Origin of the sequence: Actinomadura montaniterrae (assembly GCF_008923365.1) — a bacterium.
GTDB classification, from domain to species: domain Bacteria; phylum Actinomycetota; class Actinomycetes; order Streptosporangiales; family Streptosporangiaceae; genus Spirillospora; species Spirillospora montaniterrae.
Map to the genome: position 1 here is coordinate 18442 of NZ_WBMR01000027.1, position 13310 is coordinate 31751.

The 13310-nt window shown below is 67.3% G+C and carries 12 protein-coding genes and 1 tRNA gene; 7 read left to right on the forward strand and 6 right to left on the reverse strand.

Annotated elements, in window-relative coordinates; translation table 11 throughout:
* Nucleotides 1-119: 119 nt before the first annotated feature.
* Nucleotides 120-431 (reverse strand): WhiB family transcriptional regulator, encoded by a 312-nt coding sequence (locus F9B16_RS12730; protein WP_151540244.1) that lies wholly within the window; start codon nucleotides 429-431, stop codon nucleotides 120-122.
* Between the two features lie 326 nt (nucleotides 432-757).
* Between F9B16_RS12730 and F9B16_RS12735 the strand changes: the two genes are divergently transcribed.
* Nucleotides 758-3109: a penicillin-binding protein gene (locus F9B16_RS12735; RefSeq protein WP_151540245.1), complete on the forward strand. Its 2352-nt coding sequence runs from the start codon at nucleotides 758-760 to the stop codon at nucleotides 3107-3109.
* Between the two features lie 96 nt (nucleotides 3110-3205).
* Here the strand turns inward: F9B16_RS12735 and F9B16_RS12740 are convergent, their stop codons facing one another.
* The gene (locus F9B16_RS12740; RefSeq protein WP_151540246.1) at nucleotides 3206-3661 is read right to left on the reverse strand and encodes a GatB/YqeY domain-containing protein; all 456 of its coding nucleotides are present in this window, start codon (nucleotides 3659-3661) and stop codon (nucleotides 3206-3208) included.
* A gap of 93 nt (nucleotides 3662-3754) precedes the next feature.
* Between F9B16_RS12740 and F9B16_RS12745 the strand changes: the two genes are divergently transcribed.
* From F9B16_RS12745 to F9B16_RS12770, 6 genes are all read left to right on the forward strand, one after another.
* Entirely contained in the window at nucleotides 3755-4651 is an 897-nt protein-coding gene (locus F9B16_RS12745) for a metallophosphoesterase (RefSeq protein ID WP_225991583.1), read from the forward strand.
* Entirely contained in the window at nucleotides 4648-5277 is a 630-nt protein-coding gene (locus tag F9B16_RS12750; RefSeq protein ID WP_151540248.1) for a class I SAM-dependent methyltransferase, read from the forward strand. Before F9B16_RS12745 ends, F9B16_RS12750 begins: the two co-directional genes overlap by 4 nt.
* A gap of 37 nt (nucleotides 5278-5314) precedes the next feature.
* Nucleotides 5315-5388: transfer RNA gene (locus F9B16_RS12755), tRNA-Pro, on the forward strand.
* Between the two features lie 308 nt (nucleotides 5389-5696).
* Nucleotides 5697-6959 (forward strand): helix-turn-helix transcriptional regulator, encoded by a 1263-nt coding sequence (locus tag F9B16_RS12760; RefSeq protein ID WP_151540249.1) that lies wholly within the window; start codon nucleotides 5697-5699, stop codon nucleotides 6957-6959.
* Nucleotides 6960-7130: 171 nt separating this feature from the next.
* Nucleotides 7131-7589, forward strand: coding sequence for a glycine-rich domain-containing protein (locus F9B16_RS12765; RefSeq protein WP_151540250.1), 459 nt, complete (start codon nucleotides 7131-7133; stop codon nucleotides 7587-7589).
* A gap of 137 nt (nucleotides 7590-7726) precedes the next feature.
* Nucleotides 7727-8392, forward strand: coding sequence for a class I SAM-dependent methyltransferase (locus tag F9B16_RS12770; RefSeq protein ID WP_151540251.1), 666 nt, complete (start codon nucleotides 7727-7729; stop codon nucleotides 8390-8392).
* Between the two features lie 851 nt (nucleotides 8393-9243).
* Here F9B16_RS12770 and F9B16_RS12775 read toward each other — a convergent pair.
* From F9B16_RS12775 to F9B16_RS12795, 4 genes are all read right to left on the reverse strand, one after another.
* Nucleotides 9244-9513, reverse strand: coding sequence for a hypothetical protein (locus tag F9B16_RS12775; protein ID WP_151540252.1), 270 nt, complete (start codon nucleotides 9511-9513; stop codon nucleotides 9244-9246).
* Between the two features lie 750 nt (nucleotides 9514-10263).
* Entirely contained in the window at nucleotides 10264-10830 is a 567-nt protein-coding gene (locus F9B16_RS12785) for a hypothetical protein (protein WP_151540253.1), read from the reverse strand.
* A gap of 224 nt (nucleotides 10831-11054) precedes the next feature.
* Complete coding sequence (locus F9B16_RS12790) at nucleotides 11055-12599, reverse strand: hypothetical protein (protein WP_151540254.1); 1545 nt, start codon at nucleotides 12597-12599, stop codon at nucleotides 11055-11057.
* Nucleotides 12596-13036: a MobC family plasmid mobilization relaxosome protein gene (locus tag F9B16_RS12795; RefSeq protein ID WP_151540255.1), complete on the reverse strand. Its 441-nt coding sequence runs from the start codon at nucleotides 13034-13036 to the stop codon at nucleotides 12596-12598. Before F9B16_RS12795 ends, F9B16_RS12790 begins: the two co-directional genes overlap by 4 nt.
* Between the last annotated feature and the right edge of the window lie 274 nt (nucleotides 13037-13310).

The following is a 13310-nucleotide window of genomic DNA, read 5'->3' on the forward strand; positions in this document are numbered from 1 at the left end:
ACTGAGGTGGACCTTCCGGTCACCTGCCGTCTTCCGGACGAGCCCCATCAGGCCGTCCGTGCCCTGCCCGCCCATCGGACGGGCCGCGGGCGTCGTCCCAACCGGCGCCGAGCCGAGGCTCAGCTCGCGACGAGCTCTTCCTCGTCCGCCTCGACCGACCGCTCGTACTCCTCCTTGGCGGTCTCCAGCAGGTCGCGCCACGATCGCACGTCCGGCCGCCGGCGGAGGAGCGCGCGGCGCTCCCGCTCGGTCATCCCGCCCCAGACGCCGAACTCGATCCTGTTGTCGAGGGCGTCGGCGAGACACTCCGTGCGCACCGGGCAGCCGCGGCAGATGAGCTTGGCCCGGTTCTGCGCCGCTCCCTGCACGAACAGGGCGTCCGGATCCGCGTTACGGCAGGCGGCGCGGGCGGTCCAATCCGTGATCCACATCTTGGCCCCACTCCCCTAGGGTCTGTGTCGATTTGCGCTCCTTGGCCGGACGGGCGCGGACGTCAGGCCGCCAAACGAAAGCCGTGGGGAAGAACTTACGGAAGCGAGGGACGATTCAACAGACCCCGATGGGCCCATTCTCGATATAGCCCACCGGGGCCATACCGCCGGAACGGACTAGTTACCTGTAGTTGACGCGCCAGACATGGCGCAGGTTGTCACGAGGGGCACATACCGGACGAACGTCCGGCGCCGGCCGGCCCGCTCCGCCCGGGCCCGGGGGACCTGTCCCGAATGCACTGGTCGTCCCGCGTACCCTAGACCCCGTGCGCGATGCGAAGCTAGATCGGGGTAAGGCCGTCTCCACGCTGTTCAGGCTGCTCGGAGCGGGTGTCGTCGCGGGCGTCCTGGTCGCGTTCATCGCGCTTCCCGGCGTCGGCAGCGCGGGACTGACCGCGCGCGACGCCGCGAACAACTTCGAGAACATGGACAGCGCGCTCAAGACGACACCACCGTCCGAGAAGACGGTGATGTACGACGCGAACGGCAAGCAGATCGCCACGTTCTTCGACAAGTACCGCGAGTCCGTCCGGCTCGACCAGGTCGCCCCCATCATGCGGCAGGCGATGGTCGACATCGAGGACTCGCGCTTCTACAAGCACGGCGCGCTCGACCTCAAGGGCACGATCCGCGCGCTGGCCTCCAACGTCGAGTCCGAGCAGACGCAGGGCGGGTCCACCCTCACCCAGCAGTACGTGAAGAACCTGCTCGTCGACCAGGCGACGACCCAGGAGGAGTACAAGGAGGTCACGGCCCCGACCGTGGGCCGCAAGCTGCGCGAGCTGCGCTACGCGCTCGACATCGAGCAGCACATGACCAAGGACCAGATCCTCGAGGGCTACCTGAACGTCGCGTACTTCAGCGCCGGCGCCTACGGCATCCAGGCCGCCGCCAAGCGCTACTTCAGCGTCCCCGCGAACAAGCTGAACCTCGGGCAGGCCGCGCTGCTGGCCGGCATCACGCAGAACCCCACCCTGTACGACCCGATCCGCAACCCGAAGGAGGCCCGCAAGCGGCGCGACATCGTCCTCTACCGGATGGCGCAGCTCGGGCACATCTCCAAGGCGCAGGCGGACGCGGAGGCCGCCAAGCCGATCCTGCTGAACCGCACCGACCCGGTCGGCGGCTGCGAGTCCAGCAAGGCGCCGTACTTCTGCGAGTACGTCAAGTACGACATGCTCGACATCCTCTCCAACGGCAAGTACTGGTCGATGACGCCGAAGGAGCAGCAGAACGTCGTCAACAAGCTGAACCGCGGCGGCTACACCATCCGCACCACCCTCGACATGAAGGCGCAGAACGCCGTCGACCAGGCGCTGCGCAGCCACGTCGCGCCGGCCGGCAACCGCGTCGGCGCCGAGGCGATGGTCGAGCCCGGCACCGGCCGGATCAAGGCGATCGGGCTGAGCAAGCGGTTCGGCGCCGGCAAGGGCCGCACCACCATCAACCTGCCCGCCGACTCCCACCACGGCGGCGGCACGGGCGTGTCCGCCGGGTCGACGTTCAAGACCTTCACGCTCGCCGCGGCGCTGGACGAGGGCATCCCGGTCAGCACCACCATCAACTCGCCGCAGACGACGACCGTCAGCGGCTTCCAGCCCTGCAAGTACACCGGGACCATCAACGGGGTGAAGTACAAGAACCAGATGGCGGGCGGCGGCACGTGGACGCTCCACAACGCCGGTGACAGCGAGGCCGGCAACTTCGACCTCAAGACCGCGACCTGGCACTCGGTCAACACCTTCTACGCCCAACTGGAGAAGCGCGTCGGCGTCTGCGACGCCGTCGCCATGGCCAAGGCGTTCGGCATGAAGCGGGGCAACGGGGAGGACATCGCGCCGGTCCCGTCGCAGGTCCTCGGCAGCAACGACATCGACATGGTCCACCTCGCCGCCGCGTACGCCGGCTTCGCCGCCCGCGGCAAGTACTGCACGCCGCTGTCGGTCACGCAGGTCATCGACTCCGACGGCAAGCAGCTGAAGCTGCCCAAGCAGGACTGCCACCAGGCCGTCGACCAGGCCGTCGCCGACAAGGTCAACTCGATCCTCAAGGGCGTCCTCACCAAGGGCACCGCCGCCGGGCGCGGCATCGGCCGTCCCGCCGCCGGCAAGACCGGGACCTGTGAGGAGTTCACCTGCGCGGTGTTCGCCGGCTTCACCCCGAACATGGCCGCCGCCACCGCCTACTGGGACTACCGCGGCCCCTGGCAGTACAAGGTGTACGGCGTCTACGGCGCGGACACCCCCGGCGCCATGTGGCAGCAGAGCATGCAGTCCGCGCTGGCCGGCAAGCCCGCCCCCGACTTCAACACCCCGTCCCGCGACTTCGGCGACACCACGAGCGTCCCGAAGGTGAAGGGCATGAAGGTCGCCGCGGCCCGGGCCAAGCTCCTGGGCGCCGACCTCCAGGTGCAGGTCGCGTCCGGGTCCGTGGACTCCGACCAGCCGAAGGGCACGGTCGTGTCCACCTCGCCGGACGCGGGCACCGAGGTCCCGCCCGGCACCACCGTCATCCTCTACGTCAGCAGCGGCAAGAAGAAGAACGACGGCGGGAACGGGAACGGCAACGGGGACGGGGGCGACCAGGGCTTCCCCGGCTGGCCGCCGCCCGGCCACTGACAGGCGAAAGGCCCGGCGGTCCGCCGGGCCGTCGAGAAGGGCCTGGCGGTTCGCCAGGCCCACAAGAGGGCCCGGCGCGCGCGCCGGGCCCTTCGCTCATTCCGCGAGCTGCCGCTTGACCTCCGCGGCGACCCGCCCGCCCTCGGCGCGCCCCGCGACCTTCGGGTTCACGACCTTCATGACCTGCCCCATCGCCCGCGGGCCCGCCGCGCCCGTCTCCGCGATCGCGTCCGCGACCAGCGCCTTCAACTCCGTGTCGGACAGCTGCGCCGGCAGGTACTCCTCCAGCACCGCGCCCTCGTCCCGCTCGGCCTGCGCCTGCTCGGCACGGCCCGCGTCCCCGAACGCCGTCGCGGCCTCCCGGCGCTTCTTCGCCTCCCGGGTCAGCACCTTCACCACGTCGTCGTCGGACAGCTCGCGCGACCGCTTGCCGGCGACCTCCTCGTTCTTGACGGCCGTCAGCGCCATCCGCAGCGTCCGCGTGCGGACGTCGTCGCGCGCCTTCATCGCCGCCGACAGGTCGGTCTCGAGCTTCTCCTTCAGGGCACTCATGGTCACATCATGCCCGCACGAACCCGGCCGCCTCATCAGGATTACCGCGAGGTGCCCATCTCTGGAACCATGGACGCCAGAGAAGGGAGAACCGTGCGAAAGATCTACGCCGCGTCCCTCGGCCTCCTGGGCGCGGGCGCCGCGACCTTCGGGTACGCCTCGGTGATCGAGCGGAACTGGTTCCGGCTCCGCCGGTTCGACGTGCCGGTGCTGCCGCCCGGCCGTCCCCCGGTCAAGATCCTGCACATCTCCGACGCGCACCTGACGCCCGGACGCTCGCGCCTCATCCACTGGGTCCGGTCCCTGGACGCCCTGGAGCCGGACCTCGTCGTCAACACCGGCGACACCCTCTCCCACCGGGACGCCATCGGCCCCTTCCTGGACGCCCTCGGGCCCCTCCTGGACCGTCCGGGCGTCTTCGTCTACGGGTCCAACGACCTGTACTCCCCGATCTTCAAGAACCCCCTGCGCTACATCTGGCGCACCAGCAAGTCCGACTACAAGCGGCACCGCCGCGAACCCGACCTGCCCTACCGCGAGCTCGGCTCGTCCCTGCAGGCCGCCGGCTGGCTCGACCTCAACAACCGCATCGGACGCCTCAAGGTCGGCGAGCTCGACGTCGAGTTCGGCGGCATCGACGACTCGCACATCAACCGCGACCGCTACGACAAGGTCGCCGGCCCCGTCGACCCGCAGGCCGACGTCCACCTCGGCGTCATGCACTCCCCCGAGCCCCGCAACCTCGACCGCTTCGCCGCCGACGGCTACGACCTCCTCCTCGCCGGCCACACCCACGGCGGCCAGGTCTGCGTCCCCTTCTACGGCGCCCTCGCCACCAACTGCGGCATCGACCGCCCCCGCGTCAAGGGCCTGCACCGGCACCGCGGCTCCTGGCTGCACGTCTCCGCCGGCCTCGGCACGTCCCCGAAGGCCCCCATGCGCTTCTGCTGCCCCCCGGAGGCGTCCCTCCTCACCCTCGTCCCCCGGTGAACTGGAAGACCTCCCACCTCCAAGCCGCCCTCTACGACGCGGGCGTCCACAACCCCACGGTCTCCCGCCTGGCCGCCCGCGTCCTCTGGGGCTACGACATAACGCACCTCTGGCGCAGCCTCGGCGACCGCCCGCCCGGCCTCACCCTCGACATCCCCTGCGGCGGCGGCCTGGCGCCCTCCACCGCCCACCAGGTCTCCGCCGACCTCTCCGCGTCCATGCTCCACCGAGCCCGCCGCCGAGGCGCCCACACCCTCGTCCAGGCCGACATAACCCACCTCCCCTTCCCCTCGTCCACCTTCGACACCTGCCTCACCCACAACGGCCTCCACTGCCTCCCCGACCCCGCTGCCGCCGTCCGCGAGCTGGCCCGCGTCCTCCGCCCAGGCGGCACCCTCCGGGGCACCACCCTCGTCCGCGGCACCGCCCCCCGCCACGACGCCCTCTACGCCCTCATGCGCCGCCTCGGCCTCTTCGGCCCCTCCGGCACCACCGCCGATCTCCGCGCCTGGCTCACCGCCGCCGGCCTGACCGACATCACCCTCACCCCGTCCGGCGCCGTGACCGGCTTCACAGCCCGTAAATCAGGGACGCAGCACTCCCGAACATCCGCTAAAGTGGTCTAGGCGCCGGGAGCACGTACGACTCCCGGGCAGCCACCACCGGGGTGTAGCGCAGCTTGGCAGCGCGCTTCGTTCGGGACGAAGAGGTCGTGGGTTCAAATCCCGCCACCCCGACAGAAAACGCCAGATCAGAGGCCGGTTCTCCCTCAAGGAGACCGGCCTCAAGATCTTTTGTCCGCGATCCGTCCGCGACCCCAGCCGTCATCCACGGGCACCGTCCGTCCCGGACCAGCACTGAGCGGATTTGCTCTCCCGGCCCCCGCGTTCAGATCCTCGCCCCCGTCCGCCCCCGTCCAAGCAGCCCAAACGGACATAGCTCCGCCGCCCCCAACGGACCCAACGTGGCCGCTGCCCAGGACAGTGCTCAACACTCGGCTTGGGCATAACTCCCACGGGGTCGTTCCTCGGACTACGGGGCCGCCATGAGCAAGAACCTCGGCACGCTCGTTCGATCTGCCCGCGTCGCCCACGGCTGGACGCAACGCGACCTCGCCGACCACCTTCACTGCTCCCGCTCGACCGTCTCGCGCCTGGAGACCGGCGCACAGCCCTTGGACGACGTCGCCACACTCCGCCGCCTCGCCGAAGTCCTAGAGATCTCCCCGACGGCGCTGGGGATCACCGCTACGGTGACGGTTCAGCCACCCACGGAGGACGATGTGCGGCGCCGCCAGCTCTTGACCAACCTCGCCGTAACCGCTGCTGCCGCCAGCCCTCCAGCCCGTGCCATCGCATCCGCAGCCGCGGACGCACAAGCAAGACCCACGGATCTCCTCGTTGCCCGAGTCCGCAGCGCCATGCTGACCACAGGCTCTGTGGCCGCCCCAGGCCCTCTCGCCGAGCTCCGTGCCACGCTTGCCTCCGCGATCCGCGCCTACGACAACTGCGAGTACGCCAAGCTCGCCACTGTCCTCCCACAGCTGATTACCAACGCCCACTCCACTGACAGCACCACGGACACCGTCCTGGCTGAGACCTACACCTTGGTCACACGCCTCATGATCAAGCTGGACGACCAGCTCGGGTGGATCGCAGCAGACCGGGCCCGCTTTCTCGCTGCAGCGAACGGCGACCCCCTCGTAGCCGGCGAAGCGGCCCGCAACCTAGCCGTCCTGGCACGCCGGGCCGGCTGGCACTCCGAGGCGGGACAGATCGCGATAGGCATGGCCGAGGGCGACATGCTCCAAGGCCGCGACCCCGCTCGGACGGCCGAGCGCGGCCTTCTCGTCATGTCGGCCGCTTACACGGCAGCCCATGCCGCCGACCGCTCTGGGATGCGCGAGCTAACCGACCAGGCCGCAAGGCTCGCCAATCACCTCGGCGGTAGAGTTCTCCTCCGCAACCACGGCGGCGGCTTTAGCCGAACAGCGGTACAGCTTCACCGGATCTCGGCCGAGTACGTCGCCGGCGACCCAGCCGCGGCCATAGCCGCAGCCCGCAAGATCCCTCCCCGCGCGCTCCCGACCGTGGAGCGCCGGGCCCGCTACTTCACAGACATCGCTCGCGCATACGGGATGTGGGGCCGCCGCGATCAATGCCTGGAGGCGCTCCTGCACGCCGAGCGCGCCGCACCGCAAGAGACACACTCCCGCCCAGCCGTCCGTGACCTCGTCACCGGCCTCCTGACCTCAGGCCGGACGTCCCCAGACCTACGCGGCCTGGCAGCCCGCTGCGGCATCCGCTAACACCCAACCATCCAACGTAAGCCGCACAGCCAGCGCACACCAGAACATGTGCAAGAGACGCACGCCATGTCCGGAGCCTGCACACACGTCTCCTCAAACCGCACCGATCGACCGACCTTGGAGTTAAGGCCGCACGAGACGGCCAAGGTCAATCGGCTGAAGGAGGCCGTCATGTCCAGCATTACCGTCCTGGAGGTCTGTCCGTCGGACAGCACGACCAGGGACCCCAGGTCCTTCGTCGACCCGCAGGTGTGGGACCGGCAGATCGCCCTCCTCGTCCGCGACCACCCCTTCGACACCGTGATGGCCGGACAGCTCTTCGGCCAGGCCGTCGCATACCTCATCACCGCCATGGAGAAGTGGGACGACAAGCTCGAGATCGGCTGCGGCCCCCTGGTCGACATCGCCGTCCACGGATTCATCCTCGACACCCGCAACTACCGCGAGTTCTGCGACCGGCACTTCGGCCGCTTCCTGGAGCACATCCCGGCCGTCGACTTCAAGTACGACGGCTCCGTCGAGCGGACCGCCCACGTCATCGAAGCCAACGGCTTCGCGGTCGACTGGCCGCTGTGGGAAGCCGACTTCGCCAAGTGCACCCCCTGCTACCCCGGCAGCAGCTGCCACTGATCCGCACCCACTCGAGGGGCCGGCGCCAACGAGGCGTTGGCCCTTCGACATGTCTGAGCTGAACCGGCAGTGCTCATCAACCTCCACGGCTACCGTGACACGGGTCCCACCAGCCACCTACCAAGGGCCCCGCACACATGCCGACCAGCGTCAATGACCGCGCTACCTACTGGGACCACTACGCCGAAGGGGTCACCGACGAGCCCCCCGAGGAGGCTCTCAAGAACGCGTTTGGCTGGACGCAGTACCCCGGCCACGGTCCCGGTGACGAGCTGCTCGGCGACCCGCTCACAGCCCTGGAACTCGGCTCAGGCCGAGGCGACGCCGTAGCAGCCCTCGCAACGAAGGGCATCACTGCCACCGGCCTCGACATCTCCCCGACCCAGTGCCAGCACGCCCGAAGCCGCTGGGGCCACCTCCCCTCAGCCCGCTTCGAACACGGCGACGTGATCGACTACCTCACCGCCACCGACCAACGCTGGGACGCCATCTACTCCGTCTGGGGCGCGGTCTGGTTCACCAACCCAGACGACCTGCTACCCCTCATCCACGACCGCTTGAACCCCGGCGGCAAGCTGGTTTTCTCCCACGCCCCCGCCGTCCCCGGTGCCTACGGCGTCCAAGGTATCTACGGCGCCGGCTTCACCGGCCCCCAAGTCTGGCTCTACCGCTGGTCCTACGAACCAGAAACCTGGACGACCATCCTCCAGACACACGGCTTCGTTAGAAGCCGCTCTCACGTCGAGCCGGCTCCCATCCCGGACCACATTGGCACCCTAATCACGCAAGCGCACCGTGCGTAGAACGCTTGAACTGAAGCATTGAAGGTAGACAGGCAGCAACGAGTTATAGCCCTTGGATTCTCCGCTCCGCCTACAGGCTGGAAGATCACCCGCGACAGTCAGGTACAACCGTTCCGCTTACAGCGGTGTATTCGTCCCGCGTGATCGCCGCACGCTCGCCCATATACCAAGTTGACCTCGACGCCCACCGCACGCGTGCTCCACGCCCGGAGTGCTCGTCCGCATGAGCGGCAAGACTCTCCCTCAGAAACTCCCCACGCAGATGAGTGCCCCGGCCCACCGGAGGCCTGGGGCGTCAGCGCTTCGGTTAGCCACAAGCGGCCAGCCAATCGTCTCTTATGGCGACAATAAAGACAGGGGCCAAAACGCCCCGCAATCGCCATTTATTTTCTCAGCTGAATTTATCGACAACTATCCCTATTGTGAATATGAGGCGAATCTAGCATTGCTCCACCATCCGGTCAACTCCGGCCAGCAAGCCACGTGCCGGCAAGATGTCCCAGCAAGTTCCACAAACAAGGTTGATGACCGTTTTGATTGACCTTCACCTCACCAGTCCAGGTGCCCACATCCATAACCGAGAGTAGTCGTTTTCGGTCATTCCCAAAGCCCCACCAAATTGTTCTGGTCCCGAACGGCCCTCCACCTCTCCTTGCGACCGCTTATCCGCGTCGCTAACGTGTGAAATGGGCATCGAGTCCCGGCCGTGGATGCGTTCTCTGGTGGAGGGAGGTGGAGCGGATCGGTGGATGCAATAGCAGCGCCGGAGACGGCGACGCTGGTTCGGCATGACTGCGTTATAGGGACGGGAAATGCTGCTGCCGATCCGACATTCGAGCGGCTGGGATCGCTCATTCACACATGAAACTGGGACTGGTCGGCCTGAAGCACACCTGCACCTCAACCTGACCCGAAGAAAGGGGAGCGGTGGAGAGAAATAGTGCGCTGGTCGCACTAATCTTCGTCACCATGATCAGCTTGATCGTCGCAATGGCCGGTACGTGGATCTTTAAAACATCCACCACTACCGCCCGAATGGCAATAATTTGGGGGGCTGCTACATTCGGCGGAACGATGACTTTTTTGCTCACTGTCATCGGCTGGTACTGCGCCGTTGTCAAGAGATAACTGATTCGAGCCTGACCTTCCAGGGCCCTTGGTCGTCTGCGACGCCTCCGAACTTCCCGTCTCCTCCGCCCGGCTACGCTCCGTCCTCCTCGGCTCCGGCACGTGGCCGCGCGGGGCCTCCCTGAGCGCGGCTGACCTACCTTGTCGGCTCTTCGTTGTGCTCGATCGCACAGGTCAGCGACAAACCGAAGTGCCTATTTGCGCGAACGGCGCGACGGTGTGACCGTCCTTTCGCGCAAATCGGCGCTTCGGGACGCGGCAGGCTGGGGCTGCGAAGTCCGCGCTCCGGGCACGTTCACCCCTCGTCCGGTCTGCCCTGCTCGTCGTCGTCCTGGACCAACTCCGCCCTCTCGGTCTCGCGAAGGAACCCCGAGACCCTCGCAGGACGGGCATGGTTCGCTCCCAAACCGCATCACGCGGCGACCCTGCTCGACGGCGATAGCGCAGCGGGTTACGACGCCTTGGCCGATGCAGTCCTTGCACATGTCCCGCTCAACGTTGGACTCAGCCGCTGAGGCTCCGTGTCCGGGCTACGCACTGCCGTTGCTGGACATGAGGCGTTGGAGGTCGGTGGTAATTACTCGGTAGGTGGTGCCTATGCGGATGACCTTGCAGGGGAAGCGGTTCTCGCGGGCCAGTTTGGTAGGCGCGGGTTCGGCCGAGGCCGAGGGCTCGGGCAGCGGTCTCGATGGTTGTTGTGGTGGGCAGGGCAGCGAGTTCCTCGTGGGTCATCGGCTCCATGCTCAGGCCTCCGGGGAGTTCGGGCGGCGAGTGCGGATGAAGCGGCTTCGTTCGCTGGTGAGAGGTGGTGCGAGGAGCGTCGGATCGGTGATCGGTCTGGGGAAGTCGTTGGCCGCCGCTGCTACGCCGACGTCGTCCACGCGCGTTCTTCCGTCGGTGGTTGGGGACGCTTCGGGGCTGTGGGTAGTGCGGGAGTGGACTGCGTTGATGGTCGCTTGGGCGTCGCTGAGGGCCGTGCAGAGGGCTCGGGCGTGCTGTCTGGCTTCGGCTAGAGCTTGACCGTGGCGGCTCAGGACATCGGCGACGTCTTCGGCCTGGTCGTGGCCGAGACGGCCGGCTTGCAGTTCCCGGAGGAAGAAGCGGTTGATCTGGTCGAGGACCTGATCGAGGCCGTAGGTGGCTGCGCTGAGGTTGCCGAGGACGGTGTAGGCGGTGCCGGGGAGGGTGAGGCTTGGAGGGCCGGCCGTGGCGTGGTTGAGCTGGCGGACGTGTTCGTAGAGGTCGCTCGCGAGGTCCGCCGTTTGGTCGTCGTTACGAGCGGTAGCCGGAGCCTGCCTGTGATCGGTCATGTGAATGTGTCCTTGTAGATTCGGGGCCCACCTGGGGGCTGTGATCGGTCATTGCCTCGCCTCTCTTGCGTGGTGGTCGTGAGGTAGTGCCACTCTGCCGGCGCGGATGCGGTGGCGGTGCACTGCTTGCACATTGTTGGCGCTGTTTACGCTCCGTAGTATGCAGAGGCGCTGATCTTTGTGCCAGGACCAGGACGGCGTGGCGCCGGGGTTGCGTGGTCGGATTACCGTGCTGGGCCCCGGCGGCGGTGAGGGCTGGGGTGCGTCGGTGTGGGCGTGCTGGATCGGTATGGACCGTCTGCGAGCTGGTCGCTCAGGGGTACGGGGAAGGCTGTGGCAGCGAGGCGCGCCGCGTTCTGCTCCGCCGTGTAGTTCGGCGGTGTCCGTGGCAGCGTGGGGGAAGGTGGCCGCGGAGTTGGTCGGCTGAGTCTGCTGAGCTGGGCGGCGGCCTTGCGGGCGGCAGCTGCCTGGGCAGCCCGTTGCTGGAGCTGCCGGTACTCCGCGATCGCCTCGATGAGGGCGACAAGTTGCACGACCAGGTGGGCTAGGACGCCGGCGAGGCTTGGACGGTTACCGCGTTGTCCCCGGATACCGGCTAGAGCCAGTGCTCTGGCAGCCCTGCGAAGGTTCGTGCCGTAGGGAGTCAGGGGTTGTTGGCGTCCGTAGGGTTCGCGAGCTGCGCGGTCGTAGAAGTCGGCGGCACGGGCGAGTTCCCGGTTGCCTGTGAGGGCCGCGGTCACGTGTAAGACGTCGGAGGTTGCCGCTGCTACGTCAGCGAGGACGGCCGGGTCCTGGATATGGCGCATCTGCCAGGTGGCCGTCGCGGTGGCTCGGGCGGCCTGCTGGTAAGCGGCGGATCGCTCCTCGTGGGTCAGCTCCACCCCACCGAAGGGACGACGGTCGAAGCGGTTGCCTTCGTGCGGAGCCGACCAGCGCTCGCGAAGTTTGGGGAGCGTCAGGTTGGGTGCGAGCTTCTTGCCGGAGAACCAGACTGGTCGGCCTTCCTTGTTGTTGTGATGTGGGAGCGCAACGGCGTAACCGGTGATCTGCTCGGGTGTGCGGGCGCTGTGGCGGATCTTGACCAGCACTCCGGCATGTTCGAGGGCGGTGAAGAAGTCACCCTCGTTCTCAGCTCCGGCTGCTGCGGTGGCTACGTGCCGACGGAGGGTGGCGCGGGGCGGCTCAGGCCAGTTCTTGCGGTGGGCAAGTTCTGTCTCGGCTCGGGTTGGTCGTGGGGCTGCTGTCCGGTCTGCGGACGCGGTCGGGGTGAGTTCGTAACGCTTCTCGACGATGTGGCAGGCGTCGGCGACCTTTTGAGGTAGGTCGCGGTGGACGTTGGGGTTGCGTCCGTCCTCGCGCGCCAAGACCGCGACGAGGTGGATGTGGTCGTCGGCATGTCGCACTGCGATCCAGCGGCATGCCTCGTCGTCACCTCGCGGCGCGAACCCGGTCTGGTGCATCACCTCCTCGGCGATGTTGGCCCATTCGTCGTCCGACAGGCGCCGGTCCGCAGGGGCGGCGCGGACTGAGCACTGCCAGATTGGAGACGCCAGCGGGCTGTGTCGGAGAGTGTCGAGCGGGGAGGTCAGAACTCCGACCAGATGCCGGAAGTCCCGATCACCTCTGACGTCCAGTCCGGGTTCCAGGGCCATGGGGAGTCGGAAGCCTGCGACGAGGTGAGGATTGACGTGTTCGTTGCGCCGACCGGGGCCGTAGAGATAGGACAGCAACCGGGCGACGCTCTCGCCCCGGGTCACTTTGCCGATCAACGCTGGAGCCGGCCGAGTTCGACGGACGAGGCGTCCACTCTTCGAAGAACGTTCTGCAGGTACGCCAACGCAGCGGGCAGTTCGTGGGGTACCTGTCCCGTCGTGTTCGCGATGCGGGCCAGCTGATTGAGATTCACGCCGATCCGGTTCAGCTGTCGCGCGATGCCGCGTAGTTCCTCGCAGATATCCGACGTCAGTTCGTGTCCAACTCTGTGTTGGCGATTGACTGCTTGTACAGTGTGAACTACGAATGTCCCGTAGGCAGCTCCCGCTCGATGCGCCGCCTCGCAGATCTCCTTGTATTCCTCGTCGCTGACTCGGAACCTCATCTCCCGGTCCCGCCGGCGCCCCGCGCCGAGCTGCGAGCGTCGCTGCAGCCTGCGCGACCTGCTGACCTGCTTGTCTTCCGTGGCTCTGCCTCCGATCACATCGATCACGACTGCGCCCGGTCGACTCAACCGGGTTTGCACGTAATGGACCGCCGCGGTCCATTACGTGTCGCGACACGGTCCTACCTTGCAGCCTCTAAGTAGGGTCGTCGACGATTCTGTCGACGGATGCCACGTTCAGTCGCAGAGCATTTATCCGGGTCGAACAGTGTCGTTGAGTACCAGGCAGTCCAGATCTTCAATTGACAGGAGCCACGCTATAGAACTTCGCGCACAAAGAGTCTCCGCGACACTTACCACCTTCGAGATTTCTTTGGCGGTC